The sequence below is a fragment of the Microcoleus vaginatus HSN003 genome (assembly GCF_022701255.1).
GTDB classification, from domain to species: Bacteria; Cyanobacteriota; Cyanobacteriia; order Cyanobacteriales; family Microcoleaceae; genus Microcoleus; species Microcoleus vaginatus_B.
In genome coordinates, this window is record NZ_CP031705.1 from 5,532,285 (window position 1) to 5,556,949 (window position 24,665).

Consider the following 24,665-nt stretch of genomic DNA (forward strand, 5'->3'; position numbering starts at 1 on the left):
TGTCACTGCTTATACTACCACGAGAGTGACAAAAGACGGTTAGGGGCGGTGACGGGAGACAAATCGCCCGGTAAAGACCTAATTCGCAACTCATTTAGCAAAGCATTAATATTGTTCGGCTCAGCATCCAGAATGCTTGCCAGCGGCAGCAGATTTTGCACTGCATATTCGCCGAGTCGAGCATTAATACTCTCTGCTAAATAGCAGAGCATAATGTATCTGCTACTGCTACTGATAATATGAAATATTTTATTCAACTCATCAAAGTATTGAGTCCCCGGTATAGATGCCGCGATTTGGGTTTCACCCTTCCAGAATAAATCTACATGAATTTGACTAGCTGGCGAAACTTTAGCCTTGGCAATCCAGATGATATCGAGGATTGGTTCAGAGTCGCGCTCGTGGAAAATCAGCCGCTTTAAACCCGATAGAAATTCTGGGGAATTTAGCGTATTTTGCCATTCTAGACACCAATCATTACTTTTAGCATTTAGGGCATTTTTTACCGTCGTCGGACGTTCAATCACATCTTTTAATAAAGAAAGACTTCCCGCAGCTTGGGCAAATTTTGGGGAGATTTGCTGGTGCAGTATCTGGTTGGGATCAATGTAATCTTTGCGCCAAGGTGCGTCCGGGATGAGAACTTCACAGGCGGGAGCAAGTGTGATGTTAGCAGTAAGTATCGGTGGGTTTTTAACTGTGCAGCCTTCTAATGACTGTTGAGATTCTAGACGGCCGATGACCTCGATCGCAGAGTTTTTATCTGCTGCGTTTAAAGGTGTGTTGCTGTACTCTGCTGCTAATTCTTCGAGAAAATCTAGGTAATCTTGCACAACAGGCGATATCCCTTGCCCTAAAAGCTGATAGACTTCGGAAAATGGATTAGAAACCGCTATAGTTGTGCGGCGGTTGCCGAAAAAAGGCACGTCATCCAAAAAAGCGTATTTTGGCCGCCAAAACTTACCCCTAGACTCATCCCACAGACATTGACGGTGAGCAAAGCGCTTTTGAATTTGCTGGCGTTGTTCGCTGGAAATACTGCCTTGGATGAAAGTATCATCGAGATACTTGTAAATTGCCTTTACTGATTGTAAATGTGCGTTTAGATCGTCGGATGTCGTGATTTCAACTGTCATTTTCCCAAGTTTTGATTAGTGTATCAAAGTGGTAGATAACTGTAGTGGTATCTACAGGCTCAAAACCAAGTGCAGTTCTGATTTCGGGCTTCAGCAAGTCGCACTCAGGGCGTGCAAATAAAAATTTTTGGCTAGCAACTAGGCGAACATCTTGAATGAAACAGACATCTTTAGCGCGATACAGCCTTGGTTCAGGTATCGCCGCGCCGGGATATTGGCTTAACTTTTGAGGATTTTGCTCGACAGGAATCCAAGGCTTATCTGCGAGTGTTTCAGCCAGTGTTTTGTTGGTATTGGCAATTTTCGTATGTTTTAGTTCATCCCAATTATCATTATCAACGATGTAGTTAAAAACAGCAATGCAAGCATCGGTTACTGCCGCTGCACCTGAACGATTTGCGGTTTGAATTAGATTGTCAACACAAGCTACAATGTCATCTGCACTCAAGGTTCTCCGCATACCCAAAGCCTCGAAAAAATCGAGCCAGAGTAGCTCATCCTGCGAGTAAAATTCCATGTCTGGAATAGCTGCTAAATTTCCGACAATGTTGCGGATTACTTGATTTTCAGGAGTGTAAATTAATTCGGCCGATCGTAATCTGCGATCGCTACAGCGTACCAAACGCGCCTTTTTAAGCTCTTCCTTGAATGAAGAAGCATCCTCTCCTCCCTTTTCTAGTTCTTTGCAAGCTTCACTCAGATGATCTCGAATCCACGCCAGCGCCATTAATTGTTCTTCCGGGGCAAACGACGCATACTCAGGCAACAAGCACTCGCGAATTAGTCTAGCGCGATTCAGTACCGGAACTTGCAAAAGTTGGAATAGCCGCAGCCATTCCCGATTTTGTTCTAGGCGTAAAAGCCTCAACGTACCTGCAATTTCTGGCGGTTCGTATCCGCCGCCAGGAAGGTAGACATTTTCATCGTTGAGGGAAACTATTTCGTTGGAAGTTGTGGGGTAAATTGGAAGTTGACGCAGCTTGTTGAGGCTATCTTGGTTGTAATCTATTGGCTCTGAATTTGCCAGGAAATTGAGGAGAGATGTATAATGCTTTTGGTGGTAGGGTGGCAAACCTCGGGCGTAGCGCGAAGATACTGTATCTAGGACATCTGGACCAACCACAAACGAAATTAACTGATTTTTGTGTCGTTGGGCAAATTGTGCGATCGCACTTTCAAGTTTTACCGGTGCTTTGACAAGCGTCACCCCAAAATACTGTACAGCTTCGATCATTTCTCCTGCAATATTATCGCCGCCCAACAAAGGAGTGTCAAGTTTTCCTCCTTTGTAAAGCTTCCCATCATTTCCCGGAACCAGCGGAACTTTCTTCAATTCATCGATTGTTTCTTGCGACAGATATCTGGGTGAGATATTGAAAAAATAATTGTATACGAGAGTCAGCCACTCTGCATTTGGTGGATGTGGTGCATCAGCTTGCCAATCACATTCTGACTGCGTTGAACCAATTACGTGCACCAATTTCTTCGCTACTTCTGCGGCATTCATCTCTGAAACGCCAATCATGTTATGTGGAGGCAATACATTGGTTAAATCTCCGTGCAAAAACCATTCTAGATGATTGGCAAATATCTGCCTTGGTGCATACTCTGAAATGTAAACTGTTCCTATGGGGTTATAACCAAATACTTGTAAAGTATTATTAGCGAGAATAGCTAACGGCAAACCGCGCAAATCTCGGTGATTGTCGTTGATGCAATAGCGCAGCATATTCGCAACCCAATGTCTATTTTGCAAGCTTGGTTTCGGTGCATTTTGCAAAGGTACACCTAACTCTTTATTTTCGGTTAAGTGCTTTCGCAAGTTCGCCGCAGTGAATGTTTGCAAGGGCAAACCTGCATCTTTGAAAACTCCCAAAATTGACTCTGGCAATGGCGGTTCGGGAATGTCAATTTTGTCGGCGCGCAGCGGTTCTAATAAGTTGTCCCACAACTTTTTAGAAGGTAGATTTCTGACTGTCGGAGGCGTCACCCATCTTGTTTGCGACATCACTATCACGCCCAATAGACGTTCATTTACAGCGTGTTCTACAGCGGAGCGCACAACTTTTTTATGATATAATAACTCGATTACAAAGCGCGGCAGTTCTTCTAGAACTTTGCTGACAGTAATTTTGCTAACCGGCCAAAATTTATAAAATTCCTCTGCCTGATACCTGCCAATATCTTGCACTAAATCAACAATTAAGTTAGCATAAGCGTGGGACAAAACGTGCTGCGCGAGTAGTTGGTTCCAAATAGATCTCGGTCGGTCTTTTCCAGTTTGTCCGCTGTCGCTGCTGAGGTTGTCCCGCGAACTATTTAAATTAAAAAAACCGTTGATGTGAACGGGTAGCCCAGTTTCCAGGGGAAGTGGCAAAAAACAGTAAACTTTCCCGCCCACAGGTTGAGGGTTTTCCTCGGTACTAACAGCATTAATCCTAGCAGCAGCGCCCGCCCAAGGCAAGACTTTTTCTTGGCTTTCGTACATTGCTTTTATGACTTTTGCCAACTCACCGCCTTCATCTGTGCGAATTAAACTTACTGTTCTCCAAGTTGATTTGGTATTCCGATTCCCGCTAATTGTTTCTATCTCGTGGCGGTAAGAAACTGATATTAAACCGGCGGGATTCTTGTGGCACAATTCCAGCAATTGGTCTGCTGTTTTGGGAATTGCATCGAGGAGTTGTTGCCGCGCTTCTCTTACTTCTTGCTGGTTCTGGGTAACAATCGCCAGAATTTCTTGCCGAGTTTCTTGACTGTTGGCGGGGATTTCGTAAACTCTAATTTCCTGAACAGATTTCAGGAATAGCAGCAGTTCTTCACCTGAATTAATCAGTGCGTCTAGTAGTTCCTTGACGTTGGATTCGGTAAAAGCTTGTTTGCAAATTTCGCTATTTTTAGCGTGTTCTGCGGTTCTCAAGGGCAACCGAAACAAAGTGCCTTGAAAATTTGTATCTCCTAATGGCAATCCTCCCCCTGCGTAGACTTGCATAAAATCGGGATATTGTTCGTACCATTTAGCGTCTGCTAAATTCCACTCGCGTCCGGGTTCTTGTCGGGAAGTCCCGGGAATAGCTGCACCGTGAGGATCAAAAAAGATGATGCGATCGCGCGATACGAAACTCGGATAATCTGTAACGTGATATATTGCATTAAACCCGACGCCAAATCTACCCGTTTTCTGCAAATCTCGCGCTTTTTCGCTTTGTCCCAGACTGCGAATGCTCTCAAAATCTTTATCTGCAAACACGCGATCGTTGTAGACTAACATCGCCGGCCCCATTAGCACTACCATACGATCGTCAGGCAATTGTTTGACCGGATGGTGGCGCCAATCAAGAATAATTTCTACCCGCGTTGCTTTAGCGTCGTCAGCATTTTGGATCAACTCTTTGATAATGCCAACGCCTTCGGGATAATCTCGGATAATCCCTCTCAAGCGGGCTATCAAGGGTTCGGATTGGTAGAAAGACTTGCCCTCAATTTCGCTGTTGCTGTAAGCCATAGATGTTCTGACGACTAAAAGCGGGAGGAATTTAAATGCGATCGCGCATCTTAACTTTGTACCTAATACTATACAAGCGAAGCGTAAATACAAGTAGGGTGCGCGCGCAGCAACCTACCGAAAGCTATTCGTAATATTGCAATAAAAAGCCTCAGACCCGCAAGCCTGAGGACCGGAGTTCCTGAAAATCGTCACTTGTTACTATTGTCGCCAACAAACAGCACAACCTACAAGAGGGGTAAAACCCAGCAGGGCAGATCGTGGCAGACAGAGATTGCTTCCTGACTCGCAACGCGAAAGGAATTTTTAATTACCACTTCACGAAAGCAAAACAATTCTTCTCGCCATCTTCATATCTGGGTTGATAATTTTGCTTTAGGATGGGAGTCTGTCCTCGATCGCAATATAAGGAGCACCGTGAGTGCCGGTATATATTTGAGTCGGGCGGTAAATGCGGTTTGCCTCTAGCTGTTCCTTCCAGTGGGCCAGCCAACCGGCAACGCGGGCGATCGCAAAAACCGGCGTAAACAAGTCCAGGGGAATTCCCATTTTTCGGTAAACCAGGCCAGAATAGAAATCTACATTTGCATAAATTCCTTTGTGACCCAATTTCTCCTCAACCACTTCTTCTAACTCGACAGCAATGTCGTAATAATCGTCGTGACCGAAGTTCTCAAACAACTGTTCTGCTAACCTCTGAAGAATAGTTGCTCTCGGATCTTTCACCTTGTAAACTCGGTGACCGAAGCCCATGATTTTGTCCTTGTTTGCAACGCACTTCTCGACAAAAGGCCGGACATTTTCTACCGAACCAATTTGCTCCAACATATCAATCACTTCTTCATTAGCTCCCCCGTGCAGCGGTCCCGCCAAAGTGCCAACTGCTGAAGCAATTACCCCGTAAGGGTCTGTCAGCGTCGAAGCTGTTACCATTGCCGAAAATGTAGAGGCATTAATTGTATGTTCAGCGTGAAGAGTCAGACAAGTGTCAAAAATTCTAGCTAACAGCGGATCGGGTTCTTGCTCGTTGAGCATATAAAGAAAGTTAGCCGAGTAGTCCAAGTCATCCCTCGGCCGCACCGGGTCATTTCCCCGTCGCATTTGCTCGAACGCTGCTACCATTGTGGGAATTTTAGCTAGCAGCCGCACTACAGCTTCTCTAATGTATGCTGGGTTAGCCAGAGCTCTGCGCGAGTAGAACAAGCCCAGAGCAGCCGCTGAAGCTTGCAGGGCGTCCATTGGATGTCCTCTTTCTGGAAAGCATTTCATCATGTCCCGGATGCGATATTTGATCCGGCGGTGATAGCGAATTTCATGCTCGAAAGCTTCGAGTTCTTCCTTTGTCGGAAGTACCCCCCAGATTAATAAATATGAAGTTTCCAGAAAGGAGCTTCTCAGTGCCAGTTCCTCGATGCTAATCCCGCGATATTCCAGCAACCCTTTTTGTCCATCGACGTAGCTAATGCTGGACAAGGTGGCGGGAACACCTTCTAAACCTGGTTTGAATTCGCCGACGACCATTGCGATACCGTTTTGTATGAGTTCAATCTACTAAAAGTACATTACCAGAAACGAAGATAGTGTCACAGTCTTGACAGATAATCATTTAATTGCGGTTCAGAAACCGGGTTTTTCAACACGCCAGCCCGATCGCACCGCTGCGTATTGTCGCTTCTTTTTCCCGGTTTCGCCGTCCCCGAATGCCGTTTTAAGAGGGCTGGCGCGTCCTGTTAATGTCGGGGCGGTTCCCTGTTTCTAGGGGAGCAAAAACTTGGGCGCAGTTAGCCAAAACATTTGGCTGCGGCCCACTGGGGAGCCTGTTTCGGGGAGGATTAAGCCGATGATACCTGCTTTTTTGAGAATCAGGGCATCTTGCGATCGAGCCCAAAGCAAAGTTTCTGCCCAGTGGCCTAAGTCTGGTTGGTGGCCCACCATGGCCAAGCTGCGGCTACCTGTTTCTTGCCACTGTTTGTACCACTCCAGCCAGTTCCCGATGTCTCCCGAGGGTGCGAGGGCGCCGGATTCTTCTATTTTGGAACTCAAACCGACTGTTCGCAGGATTTGGGCGGTTTGCTGCGCCCGCACTAGGGAACTGGTGAGAATCAGGTCAAACTGAATTTCGAGTTCGTACAGCCGCTGGGCGATTTTCCGGGTTTTACGATCGCCCTCTTTAGTCAGCGGGCGTTCTGAGTCTGTATCATATTCTTCGGGTTCGGCTGCGATACCGTGACGGATCAGATATAAATGCACTGTCGCTGTCCTTTTGATAGCTGTGCGATGGCTACGCCCCGGCTTACGCCTACGAACTTATGCGTGAAGTTTGGCGCGATCGACATCTTTTGCCTATTCTACAACTGCATTGAAATCTGCCACCCTCATCGGGTTTGCGTTAGAGGCGTAGCGATCGCGCCCTTGTCGTTTCGCATCATACAATGCTCGATCGGCGACGGCAACGAGTTCATCCGGTGACGTTCCCAAGCAGGGAATCACAGTCGCAATTCCCATGCTAACAGTCACGATCGCGCTCACATCAGATTGCTCGTGAGGAATTGCCAAATGTCGGATTGCCTGACGCATCGACTCAGCAACCGCGATCGCCCCTGCAGCATCCGTACTCGGCAGGATAGCAGCAAATTCTTCGCCCCCATAGCGCACAAACAAATCGGTAGAACGTTTAACCGAGGCTGCTGCGGCCTTCGCCACTTGCACCAAACAAGTATCCCCAGCTTGATGTCCGTAGCAATCGTTATATCGCTTGAAATAATCTACATCCAACATAATCAACGAAAGCTGTTGTTTCCCCTGCATCAGCCGGTGCCATTCCGACTGCAATCGCTCATCAAAACAGCGGCGGTTTGCTACTTGTGTTAACCCATCTGTCGTAGCAATTAATCTTTCTTGTTCCGCCCGGTGTCTGAGCATCTCCTCGGCCCGCTTGCGTTCTGTAATATCAGCAAAAGTCGTCACTACTGCATAGGGTTGAGACTGATTGAGATGGAACAGCGGTTGAGAATTAATCAAAATCCAAGTCAGCGTTTGATCCGATTTGTGAATACCCATCACCACATTTGATAGCGGTTTTCCCGTCTGTAGGGTGATCATTGCCGGATGCTGTTGGCCGGGGAAGGGAGAGCCATCTTCTCGAACAGTTCGCCAGTCTAAATCTACGGATGTACGACCCATCATTTGTTCGGGGGTCAGCCCTAGAATTCTTTCGGCACTAGCATTACAGGTACTAATTTGTCCGTCTGCTAACTGAAGTACGACGCCTTCTGTCATGCTCGCAATCACAGAACGATACCGTTGCTCACTTTCCTGTAATTGACTCAGGAGGATGTTTTTAGCATCAAACTCTGAAGCCAGATGGAGGCTACCAGCCAAAAACCCCGCCATCAGTTGTAAGGTATGAATATCTGACTCTGTAAAGGCACAGGGTGTAGCTGAAACAACTTTTAAGACGCCAACCCGATCGTCCTGATAGAACAAGGGAACAACCACCATTGACCGGAGACCAATCCGCTGACAGGCAGCCCGATCCACCCGTGCATCGGTTTCTGAATCGTGGCAAAGCATTATTTGACCGGTCGCAATACATTTTCCCGATAAACTTGTCTCTACTTTGAGGCGTAATCCAACATAGGGGGTGACAATACCGCTGGCTGCCCGATACACCAACTCATCCCCTTCAACCATTTCAATCACCGATCCATCGGCGCGGGTCAAATCTTGAGTCCTCTCTGCAATCACCGCCATCACTGCATCCAGGTTAGGATTGCGGATGGCGATTTCCTGTTGGGTGGCAATCACCACAGCCCGACGCTGGAACTCTTGCTGTAATAATGCTTCTGCTTGCTTGCGAGCGGTGATATCCTTCATAAAGCAGTGATGCCCGATCGATCGCTCCTGCGAGTCGTAGGCTGCCAACAGCACCACCTGCTTGTAAAAGATCGAGCCATCTTTCCTGATACCACGGGCCTCAACCTCCACTCGGCCCTCGGCTAGCATTTTTTGATAAGCCGCCATCATCCTGTCACAGTCGTCGGGATGAACTGTTTTGTGCCAATTCATACCAACCATTTCTTCAGGCTGATAACCTGCTATATTCGCGTAGGCTTGATTAACGTTGATGTACCGTCCGAAAATATCCAGCCGCGAGATACCCTCAACTGCATTAGCAAGAGCTGTACTCAATTCTCTGAGTTCTGTTTCCGCCTTGACAAGATCCGTAATGTCTTGGGATGTACCAAACAACCGAATGACTTGTCCCTCTGCATTGAGTTCGACTTGTCCTCTGGCTTCGGTATGGCGGATAGAACCATTCGGGCGCAGGATTTTGAGCCGCAATAGATAAGGCTCTCCGCGAGTGAGCGCTCGTTGAACTACCATGTGTAGCTGTTCGGCACTTTCGGGATGGTAAAGCCGCAGGTTTTCTTCATAGGTAGGTTCGCCCAGGGCCCTGGATCGTCCCAAAATCTCAAATAGTTCGGGAGACCAGGTAATTGTACCGGCAATCACGTCAAATTCCCAGTTACCTATGTGGGCAACCTGCTGGGCTTCTGACAAGCGGGTTTCACTCTTTTGCAGGGCTGTTTCTATCTGCTGCCGATGGGTAATATCCTTTTCGTTCACGAGCAACATCGGGTTGCCTGTTACCGGGTCATTGGTACACCGCACGTCCAGCCCGTGCCAGCGAACCCCCGCCAGAGTAATCACTTGAGCGTCGGTGCTAAAGACCTCACCGGAGTTAAGAACTGCCATTGCTCGCTCCCCTACCTGAGAGTCAACAAAGCGGCTTAGAAAAGCATTGTCTGTCGCAGAGCGAGGGTGCAGCGCATCCCCATAACAGCGCAAGGCCGCCGGGTTTTGCAGCAGCGGCACACCTTCGAGGGTATATAGCGAAACTATGAGCGTCGTGTGTCGGAGTGCCTCGATCGATCGCAGGGTTTCCGGCTCGATTTGAGGAGCGGTTTCGACCTTACCCTCGACCAGGATTGCCAAACCCCCGCTATCCATCCTGATGCCAGAGCACCGACAGCAGACAGAAACAGGCTCACCGCCCGGATAAAACGTCCACTGCTCGGACAAGGTTTGACCTTGCTCCAACTGCTGCAGATAGCTCTGCAAGCGAATCCGAGTTAACTCTGACAACATATCCCTAAAGTTGCTGCTCGCGAGTTGCTGGCGCGTGGAAGCATTCCACAGGTACAAGGAGGCTTGGTTTGCCCACTGGATTTGCCAATCCTTAATATCAAATATCCAGATCGGGTTTTGCAACAAGTCAAAGGCTTTGAGGTGGACAATATCCCCGCTTAGGGAACAGGCAAATTCTGGTTGCAGGGAATTTTGAGGATTGACTCTTGGGAGGCTTTCTGTGCTAACAGCAGTTTGATTCGGTTCTGTTTCGAGTTGCGGCGGTTGGTTTAGCCCCAGCACCGGGGGGTGAGATTCCAGGTGCCGCATCCTCAAACCGATGTGCAGTGCAATGTGTTGCAGGATCTGAATGTCGAGAGGTTCCCACTGACGCGGACTTCGGCATTGATGAGCAATCAACAGTCCCCAAAGCTTGGGAGATTGCTGCTGTTTGCCATTTAGCAAGATTGGCGCAACTAAATTTGCCTCAGCTTGGATGCGATCGAGCCATTCGACATCACAAGCTTGAAGATGGTCGCTGTAAATATCACAAATGCTGCTCGTTTGTCCCTGGCTGTAACGCTCTACCCAGGTGGCTTCAAAGCAAGGATCATAAATCTGTTTTCCTAGGATTTGCCGCCACTGGGCATCAACCGATTCAGCAAATACTACGCCATCTCTAGGCGGTAGGAAGCGATAAATAATCACGCGATCGGTTTGCAGCAGCACCCTGGTTTCTTCTACCGCACATTGTAAAATTGTCTCCACCTCCGCGAACTCGTTGAGTTGAAGTGCAATTTCTGAAATTTTTTCTAGAATTTTCTCTAACGACAAAGAGGAAGTCGGTTTTGTAAACATCTCCGTGTTCCTTTTTTTTTTAAGCTATTTTTTACTATTCTAACCCGCAACAAATAAATATTAAAATTTGTTTCACGTCTTACCAACGGGTTGTTTGCTTGAGAAAAACACCAAAACTTTATGTTTAAAATACGAGTTTTATGCAATGATATAACTTTTAGTTTTTATGTGGTTTAGCCAAGCATTTATCTTTTTCCCTCTCTATTTGGCTGATTGTACGGCGCTTTTTTATCCAAGTTAGCCCAAATCTCCTGCACAAACTCGGACAAAATGTGATTTATAGCCTTTCTCAAAAAGATGAGGTACAATAACAGCAGTGTGTAAACCAGTTAAAAATATTTGACGATGTAACTTGTCCGAACGCAAAATCTAGGGCTTTTCCTAATTCTTGATAATTAGTAGTCTTGATAGAACGGAGAATGATTTTAAGTTTTGACCACAGATTTTCAATTGGTGAAAAATCTGGTGAATAAGGTGATAAGTATATTAATTTTGCCCCTGTTTTTTCGATCGCTTTTTTCACTTCTTCTCCCAAGTGAATGGGACAATTATCCATCACTACACAAGCACCTTTCCAGAGTTTTGGCACAAGTTTTCTGATAATAAAAGCTTCAAATGTAATTGCATCAGTTCCGCCTCTTAGATTAACCGATGTCAAAATCTCATTGACTGACATTGCTCCAATTATTGAGACATTTTTGCCACGTTTAGTTGGTTTTGACCCCTTGGCTCTTTCACCTTTTTGCATACCTAGCATATAACCTAACCATTGCCAAATTAACTCCCGATTCGTCAATGAATATTAAGTCTTTCAAACTAATCTCTTTAATTGTTTTCCAGAACTCACATCGCAGGATTTGAACTCGCTCTGTCCCTTTCCCTGAAGGGAAGAGAGTTTTTTTTGACAGTAATGTCTAAGAGTTTTATCATTCTTCCTATTGTTGCTCTACTAACAGAAAATCCAATTCTCCCATAAAGTAAATAACGGAGTTCTTCAAGAGTTGCATCATTATTTCCTTCAATCAATTCCGCCAAGATGAGTAGTTGCTCCGCATTCAGTTTGCCTTTGACTCCACATCGGTCAGTTCTCGGAGTAATGTTTTTTGTTTCACGATATTGTTTAAGCAATTTTTGTACAAAACTCAGGGCTACAGAAAAACGCTTAGCTATTGCTTTTTGTGAAATGGGTTCAGTATGATAAGTATCAAGGATTTTTTGCCTAAAATCAATCGAATAAGCTTTCATTTTTAACAATGTATGAAGTTTGGTACAAGTAAACGTGTTGTGAGTCAAGCATCGTGTGCTTTCAAAAAAATGCTATTATGTGTGGTATCGCTTTCGCGTGGCTTTACTCAACCATGTAATTATAGTTCATTTGATCTTATCTTCTCTGTTTGACCCTCACGAGTGAGTGTCAGTAACATCATACCTCATCTTTCTGAGAAAGGCTATATATCAATTCCGGTTGCACTCCTTATGATGTTGACTGTTGACTGTTGACTGTTGACTGTTGACTGTTGACTGTTGACTGTGAATCGAACAACTGAAAATTTCGCCGAGATAGGTGGCGACTTGTAAAAATCATTCATGAATAGCCCTCTAATTTATCACCTGACGATGTAGCCGGAAACGAGATTATTTAGCGGTTTTAGAGAAAAACTTCCAAAAAATAACCCTGTAAAATTATTAAAGTTTTAAAATTATGTTGTAGAGGTTAGTAATCTCTATGAAATTAAATTTGCCCCCAAACCTGGTTTTTGTTAGCAAAATACTTCGTTGCATTATTTGATAATAGTTAAAAATACGGTTTCTTGAGTGTGTAATTTTTGGAAATTGGTATAAAATTTATTACTCTTAGTATTGGACGGAGCAAGGGGATTTTTTAACCCCCTTACTTCGTTCAAACCCTTAATAAGAGTGAAAAACCCCGTTGATGAAAGTTGGAGTGTGTGCAGGACTGATTGTCAAGTTGAGATTTTGCCCGGAATGAGAAAAAAACTCAGCAAAACCTGGTAGCATCCGGAGGTCGAACCCAAAGATAGCATTTCCAGGCTGTTGCTGGAACCAAGACCCCATCTACAAACTCCAGAGTTAATGATCGTAAACTGGATTGTCTTTAGGACTAATTAAATTCAGCAATTTTTGCTTAATCTGAGCATCAAATACTTCCCATTTGTGCCTTGCATACTCGCTATTCTCATTCCCGCCGGAAAGAAATCCCACCGGAATTTCAAAACCTCCCGCTTGACTTCTGCCGCCACCAAAAAAGCGTCCTTGAGCATCTTGTCCGAAGGCTTCTTTAATGAATTCGTCGGGGTCGAGAGTGAGTTTATTAGTTCGCAGCGACCCAATTACTACTTCAATCTCCTCATCTTTGTCGTGAACGATTCCGTAAACAACGGCTGTATGTACGTTCTCCTCTGTTACTAAAAAGTCCGCCGCTTGGGGAATAGAATCCCGATCGTCATAGCGGAGGTAGCCGATGCCGGCGATCGAAAAATTGTTCTGGACAGTGCGGTGTTTGAGCGATCGCTCGATCGCGTCCATAACCCATTTAGAACGAGACGACTGTAACACTGCATTCAGCAACTGCGGGTCGTAAAATCGGCTCAAATAAGCCGCAGCTAAAAAGTCTTCCTCCTGAGCTTGTCTGAGGGCGATCGTATCGGATCGCAAACCGTGCATCAAAGCTGTAGCGCACTTGATGTGCAGACTGACGCTGGCGTCGAGAGTTAGGAGTCCAGCCTGTAAATACTCGGCAAAAATCGTGGCTGTAGCGCGGATTTGAGGGCGCAAATCGATAAATTCTGCGTTTATTTCCCCCTGCAAATTGTGATGATCGATGACGGCAGCGATCGGAACTCCAGCCGCTAAAATATACTCGGTTAAATTACAAGTCGTCCCTTGATTGTCGATGAGAGCGCAACCCTGAAACAGCGACAAATCCTTAGTTTTTAATGTTTCCACCGTCCACCGCTGCAACGGCAACCCTGTCAATTTAACTAAGGCAATATTTTCTTGGTGGCTGAGGGCGCCGGCGTAGATAATCTCGCATTGGATATCGTACTGTTCGGCAATTAATTTGTAAGTCCAAGCGCTTGAAAGTGCGTCGGGGTCGGGAAAATCTTGCAGTAATATTAACTGGCGAGTGCCTTTGTGGCGATCGAACATTTGGCCCAATTGCTCGACTTTGCGATCGTGCAATTCCTCGCGGAGACGGCCGCGATTCTCTTCGGAAGCAACTTCGGCTTTGCTGCGCCGTTTCGCAGGCGCACTCACTGCGGGTACAACCTCGCTGCTGGTATCAAGTTCACCTTCGCGGTTGCCCGATGTTCCATCGGAATTGGTAAGGGCGTGGTCTTTCATCATTAAAAATTAACAATTTAACTATTTCAGGATGTGCGCGACATTCTATCTTAAACCCGGTTTCTTTGTAGATGCCTGTTTGTCAAAGCCCCTACTTTTTACGACAAACCTGATTTAAGAGCGCAAATTCTCTCTTTAATTTTTTAATTCACGCAGAGTGTGTGTGTTGCCCTGAACGAAGCAATCTCAGAAATAATAACTCCCGCAAAAAACCCCCGCGCTTGCGCTGACAGGGGTTTTAAAGGCCTATTACATATTTTTGCCATTCTTTGTGCATACCGCTCTTAACGTGTTTAGTGACTTCAAAATAAAGGCCGCTGTGAGGTTTCCTAGGCGGATAGCGCAGCGACATTCCCGCTTCTTTCGGCGTGCGGCTGCCTTTATTGACATTGCAGCGCACACAAGCGGTGACGAGGTTTTCCCAACTGTCGCCTCCTCCGCGCGATCGGGGAATTACATGATCGAGGGTTAAATCGTCGCCCGTATAACTACAGTATTGACAAGAGTGTGCGTCCCGGTGCAGGATATTCCGCCTGGTCAGCGGAATATCCTTATAGGGAACTCGGACATAATGCCGCAGTCGGATCACAGTTGGTAGCGGGAAGTTTGGCGCAATATATTTCCCGTTGTGTTCTACCTGTTCTGCTTTTCCTTTCAGCAACAAAACTACCGCCCTTCGCCAATTGGTGATGTTAAGGGGTTCGTAGGAGGCGTTCAGCACCAGAACATTGCCCATTGTTGATTATTAAAGAGAATATTTTTTTCGATGTTAGCACAGGTTCCCCTTTAGGTGGGACAACCTCAGAAAGAGCCAGGGGAGCGCAAAAAACGGTGCAAAACCACTCCTTTACCCTATACCTTCCCGCTTGCACCCCCTGTGGCTGCACCTGTTTTCTGCCTTTCGTGTTTGTCAGGGAGCTTTTTTCCCGGAGTTTTGGCTGAGATGAGGCCAGTGTGTGCGATCGCAAAAATTGGCAGAATAAATTTTATTTTTTTCTCTAAATGCCTAATCTTCCCGGCAACAAACAGTTTAACTTTTTAGACTATTAGTAACCTTAAATGAAAAAGCTTATTACTGCTCATGGAATTTCGGCTCTTAAAGTCAGCTTTTAGCGCGTCAATTATTGCCCTTGTTGCTCCGATTTTAGCAAACAGTCCCGCCTTTGCCCAAGCGCCTGCATTCTTCTGCGGCGCTGCTGGCGGCCACCCAGCTACAATTGCTGTCCAACAAGGCAAAAATATTCCCGTTATTTTGTGGCTAGCTGATAACTATTTCAATGAATCAGGAGAAGATGCGATTACTCGGTGTACCAGAGTCTCAGGAATTCTCAACAACTCGCAACCGCAAGGAAAATGGGATAATATTGTCACAGCAGGTGCATCGTCCACCGGTCAACTAATTATTTGTGCAGCTAATCCTCAAGACGGTTCCTGTAGATTATTATATCAAGTACCCAAAGGTCAAAATCCAGAACAAGCCCGACAAGAACTCTTAAAAAGAGTTACAAATCCTAATGTAAGTGTTTCGCCTGTTAAAGTAAATTGATAGTCATAACTCATTAGCTACGGGTAGGACATGGCAATGTCCATTCGTGTCAACTTAAGCTTTTCGTCTGCCAGTCCTCCCGCTCACCCGGCAGTCCGCCAGGGAATGAATTCCCTGCCTAATAATAGCTAAAGTCCTCTCCAAGAGGACTGAAGAACTCATTAGTCCTCTTGAGAGGACTTTAGCTTTGAGGCAGGGGTTTCAACCCCTGTCGGACTATCGGTTTAACGTGTTTGTTGACACCTATGGGCAATGCTGTGTCCTACTTGCTAAAGTCATGTATGAACCCTACTTGCAGATAGTTGAAACTCTTGTAAAATACTTCGGTTGAGTAGTGAAAAAATTGCAGCTTTGCTTCAGCAATTCTTCTAAACCTTCAACCTGCCTCAGCCAGACAGTGCCGTTGCTTCCAGCTACAGCAATTTGCTCTCCGTCTCGACTCCAACTGACACTAACAACATTCTCCTCGAACTCAAATTGAGCAACCTGCCGCCCCGCTAAATTCCACAGCCGTACAGTCTTGTCAATTCCCACTGTAGCAAGCCGTTCTCCGTCGGGACTAAAACTAATTGATTTCGCATCAAAATGCAAGGTTTGAAATTCCTTAACTAATTCTTTTTCGGACAAATTCCACAGCCCAACTTTGCCATTCAATGTTACTGTAGCAAAGCGATACTGGTGTTGAGCCGGAGTGAAACTGAGCCCAATTGCCTGAATAGGCAGTGTTTTTTTCAGCTTGCCCGACAAATTCCAAAGTCGCACTGTAGATTTGCCATCTAAAGTCGTTATGAAATCGCCGTTTGGGCTAAAATTTACGCTTCTCACTAAGCCGTTGTGACCTGGGAGTTTCAGGCTAGACGATACTAATTGTGGCAGTTTAGACAAATCCCAAATTGCAGCATAGCTGTCTATCCCTGCTGCCGCTAATAACTTTCCTTCGGGACTAAAACTGATGCTGGTAACAGAGCCTTGAATTCCTTTCAAAGTAGAAATATTTTTACCTGATAAATTCCATATTTTAACAGTGCTGTCCCTTCCTGCTGTCGCTAAAAACTTACCGTTCGGGCTAAAAGTTACCATATTAACTGACTGCTGTAAAGCTTTCCATTCAGCAATTTTTTGCCCGGAAAAGTTCCATATCCTAACTTGATCGTCTATTCCTGCGGTTGCTAAAATTTGCCTATTTGGGCTAAAACTGACGCTGGTAACTGCACCTTTATGAGCTTGCCACTTTATCTTTATTGGCGGAATTAATGAGGCTTTGAGCTGCTGTGTGTCACTAATTTTATCTAGAATTATTTGTAAGGCTAACAGCGGTCTAGTTGCCGGGTATTGTTCTAGCTTAGGTTTGTTTTTAACCAAGGTTTTTAATTTTTTACCGGAGGCGATCGCCCTCAGTAAAGCTTCTGATAAAGCTTCGCTATTTTCTGTCTTTTGAGAAACAGCCAACAATAAAGCATCGCTGCCATTTTGTTCGATTTCAATACTTGCTTGTGCTAGTTTAAACCGCTGGTAAGCGAGAGTTGAAAAGCCGATCGCTGTCAGCAACGATGCTGCCAGTACCGCAGAACCGATGCCGATCCACTGTTTGGCTTTTTGTTGGGCAGAGTCAGCTTCAATCAAAGCTTTTTCGGCATCGTAGACAGCTTTTTTGGTTTCTAGTGTAGCTGAATGCAGCAGTTGATTTTGGTCGCTCAAAATAACTTTCTGGCTGGCAGTCAAAAACTGAAAATCTTCGTTTCTCAAACTTTTTCCGGCCGCCCAAACTAATGCTGCCTGCAAATCATCCCCTCGCAACAGTTGGGAATAATCTTCACAGCTAGAATTTAGCCAGACTTTGATCGCTTCCGAGTAAGGCGACAGTTTTTCTAATTTTTCTTCAATTAAGTGTTGGTTAAATACAGCTTGATAAATAGGATTAGAAATTGTTAATTTTTCCCCGCGCTTAACAATTAATCCGCTTAATCGCAACTCCATTTGTTCGGCACTGCCATCGGGGACAATTTCAGTTTGTTCTAAAATTTGCTGATACAATCCCAGTCTCCTGACAATGCGCTGGTTTTCTTTGAAAAGCCGATCGCGAATTGTGGACAAATGTTCTGGGACATCCTGAGATTCCCAATTCTCCACTATTTTCAAGCGCACTACCTTTTCAACCCACTCTTTAGAAGTGTTAATTTTATCTTTTCCCCCCCTTGGGCACGGGCGGCTGCATCTTCCTCTCCCCGTTGGCTAGGGGTGGCTGGTGGGGGTAAATTCGGGATTAATTGTGGATTTTCCAACAATAGTTTGCACAGCTTTTGAGTCAAAAAAGGCTGCCCGCCCGTCCAATACAAAACCTCTCTCAAAACTTCATGAGGGCTGTCTGTCAGCTCTGCCAAACCCGCTGCTAGCGGTTGAGCTTCTGTTTCGTCAAAACCAGTTAATTCGATCGCCTTGCCAATATTAAAAGGGGTATTGCTGCTGACATTTTTCTCGTGGCACAAATCCGTCGGCGATGCTACACCTAAGAGGGCCCAAGTTAGGCGATCGAACTCTGAATTGTGGGCGCGCTTGTTGTAGCACGATCGAATTAAGGCTAAAAAATCATCGGCGGGAAAATCTAGGGCGAGAATGCTGTCGATTTCGTCAATAAAAATGACAATATTGCTGGAAATGTTGGGTAGCAGTACGGTTTCGATGAATTCGCTCAACCTTTGAACCGGAGTTAAAAAATTGCGATCGCGCCACCAAGTCCGCACGTTGACAATATCGGACAGGTTAAAGTTATTTTCGAGAATGCGTAGCAAACCAGCATACCACTGTTCGGGAGTGACGCCACGGTTGCCAATTTCCGAAATGTCGATCGCAGCACAAGCAATTTCTTCATTTCTCAGACGCTGAATTGTCCGCACCTGCAAGCTAGATTTGCCCATTTGCCGGGAATTCAAAACATAGCAAAATTCCCCTGCTTTCAATCCGTTATAAAGGTCGTCATCGGCTTGCCGCTTCACATAATTGGGAGCGTTATTGGTGAGACTGCCGCCGACTTGATAGTAACTGGGCTTTCTGGTAAAATTCATATAAGTTATTCGGCGGTTGAAACCGCTACTAAACAAACAAAATCCGCCTTCGCGGACTGAAGAACTGAGGCGGTATTAAAGCATAATTCTGTATGATAAATTGTAACACAATACAGTATGAAAACTGATTGGACGGGATATAACGACGACAAAGACAAGTTAAGAGCTGAAATTTGGTCTTTGCTGAAGCACCAAGCCGCATCTATTGGCGATCCGTTCGGTCATATTCCAAATTTTGTCGGTGCTGAGTTGGCGGCTGAAAGATTGGCAACTTTACCAATATGGCAACAAGCAAAAACGATTAAGTGCAATCCAGATTCGGCGCAAATTCCGGTGCGGATGCAAGCTTTGCAAGATGGAAAACGCCTGTATATGGCAGTACCGCGATTGACAGACGATCGCTGTTTTGTTGAGTTGACTGCTGAGGATTTGCAGCGGCAAAATATATCTATTGCCGAAAGTGCGATCGCCCGCAAAGCACTTGTTTGCGGAAAATTGGTAAGTTTTGCAGAAATGGAGCCGATTGATTTAGTAATAGTCGGCTGCGTAGCAGCAGGGCCGGGCGGTGGAAGAACCGGGAAAGGTGCAGGTTTTGCCGATTTGGAATTGGCTATGTTGAAAGAATTCGGGTTAGTAAAAATCGATACGCCAATTGTCACAACAGTGCATCCTTTGCAAATAGTCGCAGATTCGCGTTTACCAATGCAAGCTCACGATTGGGCGCTGAATTGGATTGTTACTGCTGAGGAGGTAATTGAGACTAATACAAATTATCCGCGTCCAATTGGGTTAAACTGGGATAGTATACGGCCGGAACAGTTGGAACAAATTCCAATTTTGGGAAAGTTGAGACAGCAAGACTAGATAACGAGTTTTTTTGGTAAACTTGCCTATAGTTTACTATTCCAAAAAATATGAAAGTTATTTTGGGCGACATCACCAAACTGGAAGTTGATGCAATCGTGAATGCTGCCAATACCAGTTTACTTGGGGGTGGCGGAGTAGATGGAGCAATACACAAAGCAGCAGGTTCAGAACTTGTTCACGAGTGCCGATTGCTCGGAGGATGTAAGATTGGGGATGCTAAGCTAACTAAAGGATATAACTTGCCTGCGCGCTTCATCCTCCACACAGTAGGGCCAGTATGGCGGGGAGGTAATCATGGAGAACCTGAACTCCTGGCCGAGTGTTACCGCAAGTGTATGCAAATCGCCGCCCATCAAGAGTTAGAGAGTTTGGCATTTCCTTGCATTAGCACTGGGATTTACCAATATCCTAAGGCTCTAGCAGGGGAGATTGCAGTGAAGATATGCTCACAACAAATACAAAAGAATGGTGGTTCTCAAAGAGTAATTTTTTGCTGCTTCGATCGAGAGAATTATGAAATTTATGAGAGGATTCTATCTAACTACAGTCTGAGGTAGTGAATTTAGTTAGGGTTTTACCCTAGTCTTAATATCTACATTTTTTACTATTTATTTAACGAACCGCGAAGGCGCGTTACGCGAAGCGGCGCGTAAGCGCTAGGACGCGAAGTAAGAAAGAAGAAGAAGGTAATTTCATAATATATCTACTTTGTGGTGAACACGCGCCATGCAATGAAAGCAGTAAAACCTAGATAACCAAACACGGTGATCCAATCTAGCCAATTATCGGATGTTATCAAAAAAATATCGTTCATGGGTATCATTCACCTGATTATTACTTGCCGCACTTACGCACAAAATTTTACACGATCGCGCTTAAGTGCGATCGAAAATATTGCCGGTACAGTTCGCACCTCGGCACGCACTCGTTCCCCTGCAATCTCACCAACCCCAAACTGTCTAATTTAAACGCCTGCATCGCCTTTAACTGCACCGGAGAGTCCGCAGCCACAATCTCTCTCATCCCCTGCGCCAACTCTGGATATTCTTCTAAATTCCACAGTTGGCGACGCAAATGGTCGCTGTAAATTCCCGCATCTGCGATCGCAGTTTCTTTTAATTCATCGAGTGTCAAATCCGAGCGCGAAATGTGATATAATGCAACTCGCACTAAATACGGATGTCCGCCGACAATTGCCATTAATTCTTCAACTTCTGCATCCGACCAATTCAAGTTGTGGCGCGCTGATAAATCTTGTATTTGCTGAGAGTTGAATTCGGGCAAATCTACGGGCAGCCCGACGTTGAAAGGCGATTGATTGATGTTCATCGGGATGTAAACTTCGGTGGAGTGAACTACAATTAATCGCAGTTTTTTCCAGATGTCGCGCCGCTTCGATTCTTCGTGCCACGCCCGCAGCAGTCCTAAAAAGTCTTCGGCAATGTCGGGATATTGGAAAACGCGATCGATCTCGTCTAATCCTAAAATTAAAGGACTGTCGATTTGTGGTAAAATGTATTTTTCAAAGTAATCTTTGCAGTTGACTTTGCTGCCGAATATCTCGTCCCAATAATCATCTAATTGATTGGGTAAGTGCAGTTCGCGGCCGACGTAAGCGCAAAACCACTTTAAGAATTTATCTAAGTTGGCGAATACGGCTTTATCTACTAACTGAAAAGTTAGTGGCACTGTGCAATAGCCTTGACGGGCTCCGTGATGCAAAATCCTTGCCATCAAGGAAGTTTTGCCCATTTGTCTCGGTGCTTTGATTCTAATTAACGCGCTGGGCTGCACAATAGTTTGATAGCAGCGTTCTTCGATGGGCTGGCGTTCTACATAAAATTGAGAAGCGACATCGACTTGTCCTCCCGGTAATTCCGGTTCGGCGGCGGGTAGAGGTATTTCGTCGTTGCTAATTTCTAATAGCTGTTTTTGTGTTAAATCTTCCGTTTCTTCTATGACTGGTGCGGGAGTTTCTGCTAACAAGTTCAGCACTTCTTCGATAATAATTGGAGTGTCGGCGGTGGTTTTCCATTCCCTCTGTTTGATGCGGTACAGATAGCCCCGCAAGTCGTGATTTAGAGGCGCGTTCAGGGGAAAACCTACGCGGATGGGGAGAATTATTGGTTTTCTGTCAGGGCGGGAGTCTTGCAGTTCTTTTGCCTGCTGAACTTGATATGTTAGCAGTTCGCTTTGATTTCCCGTTGGCGGCAACAGTAGCAGCAAATAATCGCATTCTTGAAGGAAGAAATTAATGCGATCGAACCAATTATCTCCCAATCTAATGTTATTTTCTGCTGTGAAAACTGTATGACCGATCGCGCTTAAGGCCGTTTCCAACTGTTTTCCTAACTCGCGATCTGGTTCGGCGCTGCGATAACTGACAAATACTTTAACAATTCTGCTGCTGGCTGTTTCCCCCGCCGCCAAATTGTCCAGCTCGTCTAAATTCTCCGGTTCCTCAAGTTTAGCCGATCGATGGTCGCTAGCAGCCAGAGTCATTTCAAAAGCCGCGAACAACTGTCGAATTTTACTCAAATCCGCACCTTCTCTACCCTGCTTAATTTTGCTGACTGTATCCGCACCGACGCCAGACTCAGCCTCGATTTCAGTCAGAGTACCTCTAATGTTATTTCGGTCAGACCATTCTTGGAGCGCCTCGTTAAGTTTCTTTAAGCCAGAGGCAGTGAGAATGCGACCGCGATCGCGTTTTGACTTGAGCACTTCGCTTGCAGTGAAAGGGGAACGAATCTAGAAATTTTAACCCCTTAAGTTCCTATTTTGGGCGATCTTAAGGAAGATAATCAGCCAGCCGGAATTTAAGGAATTTTACTTGGGGAGGTTTTTTGGGCGCTCGACTCCTCAAACTCTGTCCTGATAACGGCTTCAACAGTTGAATATATTTTAGGATAAAAAGTTTTTCTTAACTCCCCAATCTCCGCCGCTAATCACCACTTAACTTTTTAGAGTAGATACACCAAGCAAAAAAGGAGCAGCCAAATGAGCAAAATGTTACACAGACTGGCAATGGCCGCTTTGGGAACCGCCGCCATTTTCACAATTAATACACTTAATAATTTAACAGAAGCATCAGCCGCTGGTAAATTTGACCAACCAGAAATTTATCAAAACACAATTTTTCCACTTGGCGTACCGGGTCAGTTGCATAAATAGCGCAATTCATTGATTGATTGATTTAATTGAATTAAGGAGAAATTATGAAGTCTACACTGTGTTCGCCACAACCTATAGCTACCAAATCTGACTCGGTTGATGCTGAGGCTATCGATGCCTGCACTGCACTTGCATGGATGGAATTGGTAGCATTAGATGCCAGCGCCCTCACGGGGGATGATTGGCTGGCTTTGTGCGATGATATAGATAGCGGGGAAATCTACCGCTGCTGGTTTTTGTGGCGCGATCGCGAAGTTAGCGGTAATTGGGAAGCTTACGATCCTTTGAGCGATCGCCGATTTGTTGCTAAAGGAAAAGTCTTTCTCAAAGCCGCGATTGACTCGCTCGAAGATGCTAGAAATCGGGAAGTCGCCTAACTTGAATTCATCTCAGGTGAATAAAATTTGTGCCTACAAAACAAGAATTCTGCCAACAGAATTCACGACTGTACAAACTTTCGTCCGCCTGCGCGAGACTGGAAGAAAAAGGGGTAATAGAACCGGATCTAATATCAGTCCCGGAAACGGAATACTCTCAAAGCAAATAAAAAACTTACGGCTGCGGGCAAGAGTTGACTGTATGATGCTATGTGCTTCGTCTCGAAAGCGGTTGATAAGGTTTTTTCAGCCGCTTTCTCGTTGCAGCCGTTAAACTCTTTCTCTTCAAACATGACTCTAAAACTGCGATGGCTGTTGCCGGCCGCCCTTAGTCTTTTCTCGATCGCCCTGCCCGCAAAAGCTGATACACTAACATCTTGGCACTTCGATCCCAGGGGAAATCAGCTCAATTTAACCACAGATTCACGAGTTCAGCCGCAAGTTAAACTAATTGCAAATCCCACCCGCTTAGTAATAGATTTGCCGGGAATAGTCTTGGAATATCCCGAAACTCCTCAAAGCTACAACTCAGCTATTCAACAAATTAGAGTCGGACAGTTTGACACCGAAACAACCAGGTTAGTCATACAATTAACTTCCGGTTATAAGTTAGACCCGCAAAAAGTCCGAGTCATTAGAGAATCTGCCACGCGCTGGTCATTTCAGTTGCCAAATCCCGAGCAAATAGCCGGCAACGAGTCTTTTCCACCCACAGCTATTACCCGCATAGAACAAGCAGCAGGTCAAGTTACGCCCACTGTTTCGCCGGGAAATCCGAGAAACTATTCCCATGATTTGGGGATGTCAACAGGCTCGGAAATGACAGCCATCAAGCCTCAAATCGAAAGTGCGATCGAACAGTATAGATCCCTGAGCGCCGGAATGTTTTTTCTGGATTTAGATACAGGCAACTATTTGGATATCAAGGGCGATCGAGTATTTCCGGCCGCGAGTACCATTAAATTACCAATTCTGATTGCTTTTTATCAAGATGTAGACGCGGGCAAAGTTAGCCTAGACGAAACATTAGTTATGAAGTCTGACTTAGTAGCCAGCGGTTCTGGCACTATGCAAGACAGACCAAATGGTACTCGGTTTAGCATCAGAGAAACCGTAGATAAAATGATTACCATCAGCGACAATACAGCCACCAACATGATTATTGAACGTTTGGGGGGAATTGCTAAACTCAACGAGCGTTTTCGCAGTTGGGGATTAACTGATACGAGAATTCGCAATTGGCTCGGCGATTTTCAAGGAACAAATACCACAAGTTCTGTGGATATGGTAAAGTTGCTGGCGATGCTGTCTGGCGATAAATTAGTGTCTGAATCGAGTCGGGAACAAGCTTTAGAATTACTGCGGCACACCACAACTAGAACGCTTTTGCCTTCCGGTTTGGGGCCGGGAGCCGTGATTGCTGACAAAACCGGAGATATCGGCTTTGTGGTTGGCGATGCAGGAATTATTGATATGCCCAACGGTAAGCGTTATTTAGCCGCAATTTTTGTTAAACGTCCTTACAATGATCCGATTGTGAGAGATTTTGTCCGTCGGATTTCGCGGATTGTTTACAATTATTTAGACCAACCTGCGGCGAAAGTACCGGATAATTTGCGTTGATCAGACCATTCCGTTATTAAA

16 protein-coding genes and 1 pseudogene are annotated in these 24,665 nt (G+C 45.4%); 6 read left to right on the forward strand and 11 right to left on the reverse strand.

The genetic code is table 11. From position 1 onward, the window contains the following. Positions 1-14 precede the first annotated feature (14 nt). The 8 genes and pseudogenes from D0A37_RS23945 to D0A37_RS23980 all read right to left on the reverse strand — a co-directional run bounded on the left by D0A37_RS23945 (position 15) and on the right by D0A37_RS23980 (position 14,731). Positions 15-1,136 carry a hypothetical protein gene (locus tag D0A37_RS23945; RefSeq protein WP_242718181.1) on the reverse strand — a complete coding sequence of 374 codons (1,122 nt, stop codon included), beginning with the start codon at positions 1,134-1,136 and terminating at the stop codon, positions 15-17. Beyond that, complete coding sequence (locus D0A37_RS23950) at positions 1,126-4,641, reverse strand: sacsin N-terminal ATP-binding-like domain-containing protein (RefSeq protein WP_242718183.1); 3,516 nt, start codon at positions 4,639-4,641, stop codon at positions 1,126-1,128. The genes D0A37_RS23945 and D0A37_RS23950 overlap by 11 nt, the downstream gene beginning before the upstream one ends. A gap of 375 nt (positions 4,642-5,016) precedes the next feature. Then, positions 5,017-6,162, reverse strand: coding sequence for a citrate synthase (locus tag D0A37_RS23955; protein WP_242718185.1), 1,146 nt, complete (start codon positions 6,160-6,162; stop codon positions 5,017-5,019). A 234-nt stretch (positions 6,163-6,396) separates the two neighbouring features. Beyond that, a complete protein-coding gene (gene sixA, locus D0A37_RS23960) occupies positions 6,397-6,891 on the reverse strand; it encodes a phosphohistidine phosphatase SixA (protein WP_242718188.1) in 495 nt (164 codons plus the stop codon). A gap of 93 nt (positions 6,892-6,984) precedes the next feature. Then, complete coding sequence (locus tag D0A37_RS23965; RefSeq protein WP_242718190.1) at positions 6,985-10,629, reverse strand: diguanylate cyclase domain-containing protein; 3,645 nt, start codon at positions 10,627-10,629, stop codon at positions 6,985-6,987. Between the two features lie 289 nt (positions 10,630-10,918). Next, positions 10,919-11,874: pseudogene (locus D0A37_RS23970) on the reverse strand (IS630 family transposase). Positions 11,875-12,720: 846 nt separating this feature from the next. Then, a complete protein-coding gene (locus tag D0A37_RS23975; RefSeq protein WP_445242437.1) occupies positions 12,721-13,998 on the reverse strand; it encodes a DHH family phosphoesterase in 1,278 nt (425 codons plus the stop codon). A gap of 235 nt (positions 13,999-14,233) precedes the next feature. Then, entirely contained in the window at positions 14,234-14,731 is a 498-nt protein-coding gene (locus D0A37_RS23980) for an HNH endonuclease (protein ID WP_242718192.1), read from the reverse strand. A 345-nt stretch (positions 14,732-15,076) separates the two neighbouring features. Here D0A37_RS23980 and D0A37_RS23985 point away from each other — a divergent pair, with 345 nt between their 5' ends. Continuing rightward, entirely contained in the window at positions 15,077-15,541 is a 465-nt protein-coding gene (locus tag D0A37_RS23985; RefSeq protein WP_242718194.1) for a COP23 domain-containing protein, read from the forward strand. Positions 15,542-15,829: 288 nt separating this feature from the next. On the opposite strand, the gene D0A37_RS23990 is transcribed toward D0A37_RS23985, so the two are convergent. Together D0A37_RS23990 and D0A37_RS29575 are read right to left on the reverse strand one after the other, a co-directional pair. Next, positions 15,830-17,686, reverse strand: a complete 1,857-nt coding sequence (locus D0A37_RS23990; RefSeq protein ID WP_445242438.1) for a WD40 repeat domain-containing protein — start codon at positions 17,684-17,686, stop codon at positions 15,830-15,832. Continuing rightward, positions 17,686-18,603 (reverse strand): AAA-like domain-containing protein, encoded by a 918-nt coding sequence (locus D0A37_RS29575; protein WP_445242439.1) that lies wholly within the window; start codon positions 18,601-18,603, stop codon positions 17,686-17,688. The genes D0A37_RS23990 and D0A37_RS29575 overlap by 1 nt, the downstream gene beginning before the upstream one ends. Before the next feature lie 117 nt (positions 18,604-18,720). On the opposite strand from D0A37_RS29575, the gene D0A37_RS23995 reads away from it, so the two are divergent. Beyond that, positions 18,721-19,467, forward strand: coding sequence for a 5-formyltetrahydrofolate cyclo-ligase (locus D0A37_RS23995; protein WP_242718196.1), 747 nt, complete (start codon positions 18,721-18,723; stop codon positions 19,465-19,467). 50 nt (positions 19,468-19,517) lie between these two features. Beyond that, positions 19,518-20,027, forward strand: a complete 510-nt coding sequence (locus D0A37_RS24000; protein ID WP_242718198.1) for an O-acetyl-ADP-ribose deacetylase — start codon at positions 19,518-19,520, stop codon at positions 20,025-20,027. Positions 20,028-20,331: 304 nt separating this feature from the next. On the opposite strand, the gene D0A37_RS24005 is transcribed toward D0A37_RS24000, so the two are convergent. Further along, complete coding sequence (locus D0A37_RS24005) at positions 20,332-22,194, reverse strand: AAA-like domain-containing protein (RefSeq protein WP_242718200.1); 1,863 nt, start codon at positions 22,192-22,194, stop codon at positions 20,332-20,334. Positions 22,195-22,470: 276 nt separating this feature from the next. Between D0A37_RS24005 and D0A37_RS24010 the strand changes: the two genes are divergently transcribed. The 3 genes from D0A37_RS24010 to D0A37_RS24020 all read left to right on the forward strand — a co-directional run bounded on the left by D0A37_RS24010 (position 22,471) and on the right by D0A37_RS24020 (position 24,644). Further along, positions 22,471-22,644: a hypothetical protein gene (locus D0A37_RS24010; RefSeq protein WP_242718202.1), complete on the forward strand. Its 174-nt coding sequence runs from the start codon at positions 22,471-22,473 to the stop codon at positions 22,642-22,644. A gap of 44 nt (positions 22,645-22,688) precedes the next feature. Then, a complete protein-coding gene (locus D0A37_RS24015) occupies positions 22,689-23,021 on the forward strand; it encodes a hypothetical protein (RefSeq protein ID WP_242718204.1) in 333 nt (110 codons plus the stop codon). Between the two features lie 291 nt (positions 23,022-23,312). Next, positions 23,313-24,644: a serine hydrolase gene (locus D0A37_RS24020; RefSeq protein WP_242718206.1), complete on the forward strand. Its 1,332-nt coding sequence runs from the start codon at positions 23,313-23,315 to the stop codon at positions 24,642-24,644. Positions 24,645-24,665: the final 21 nt, after the last annotated feature.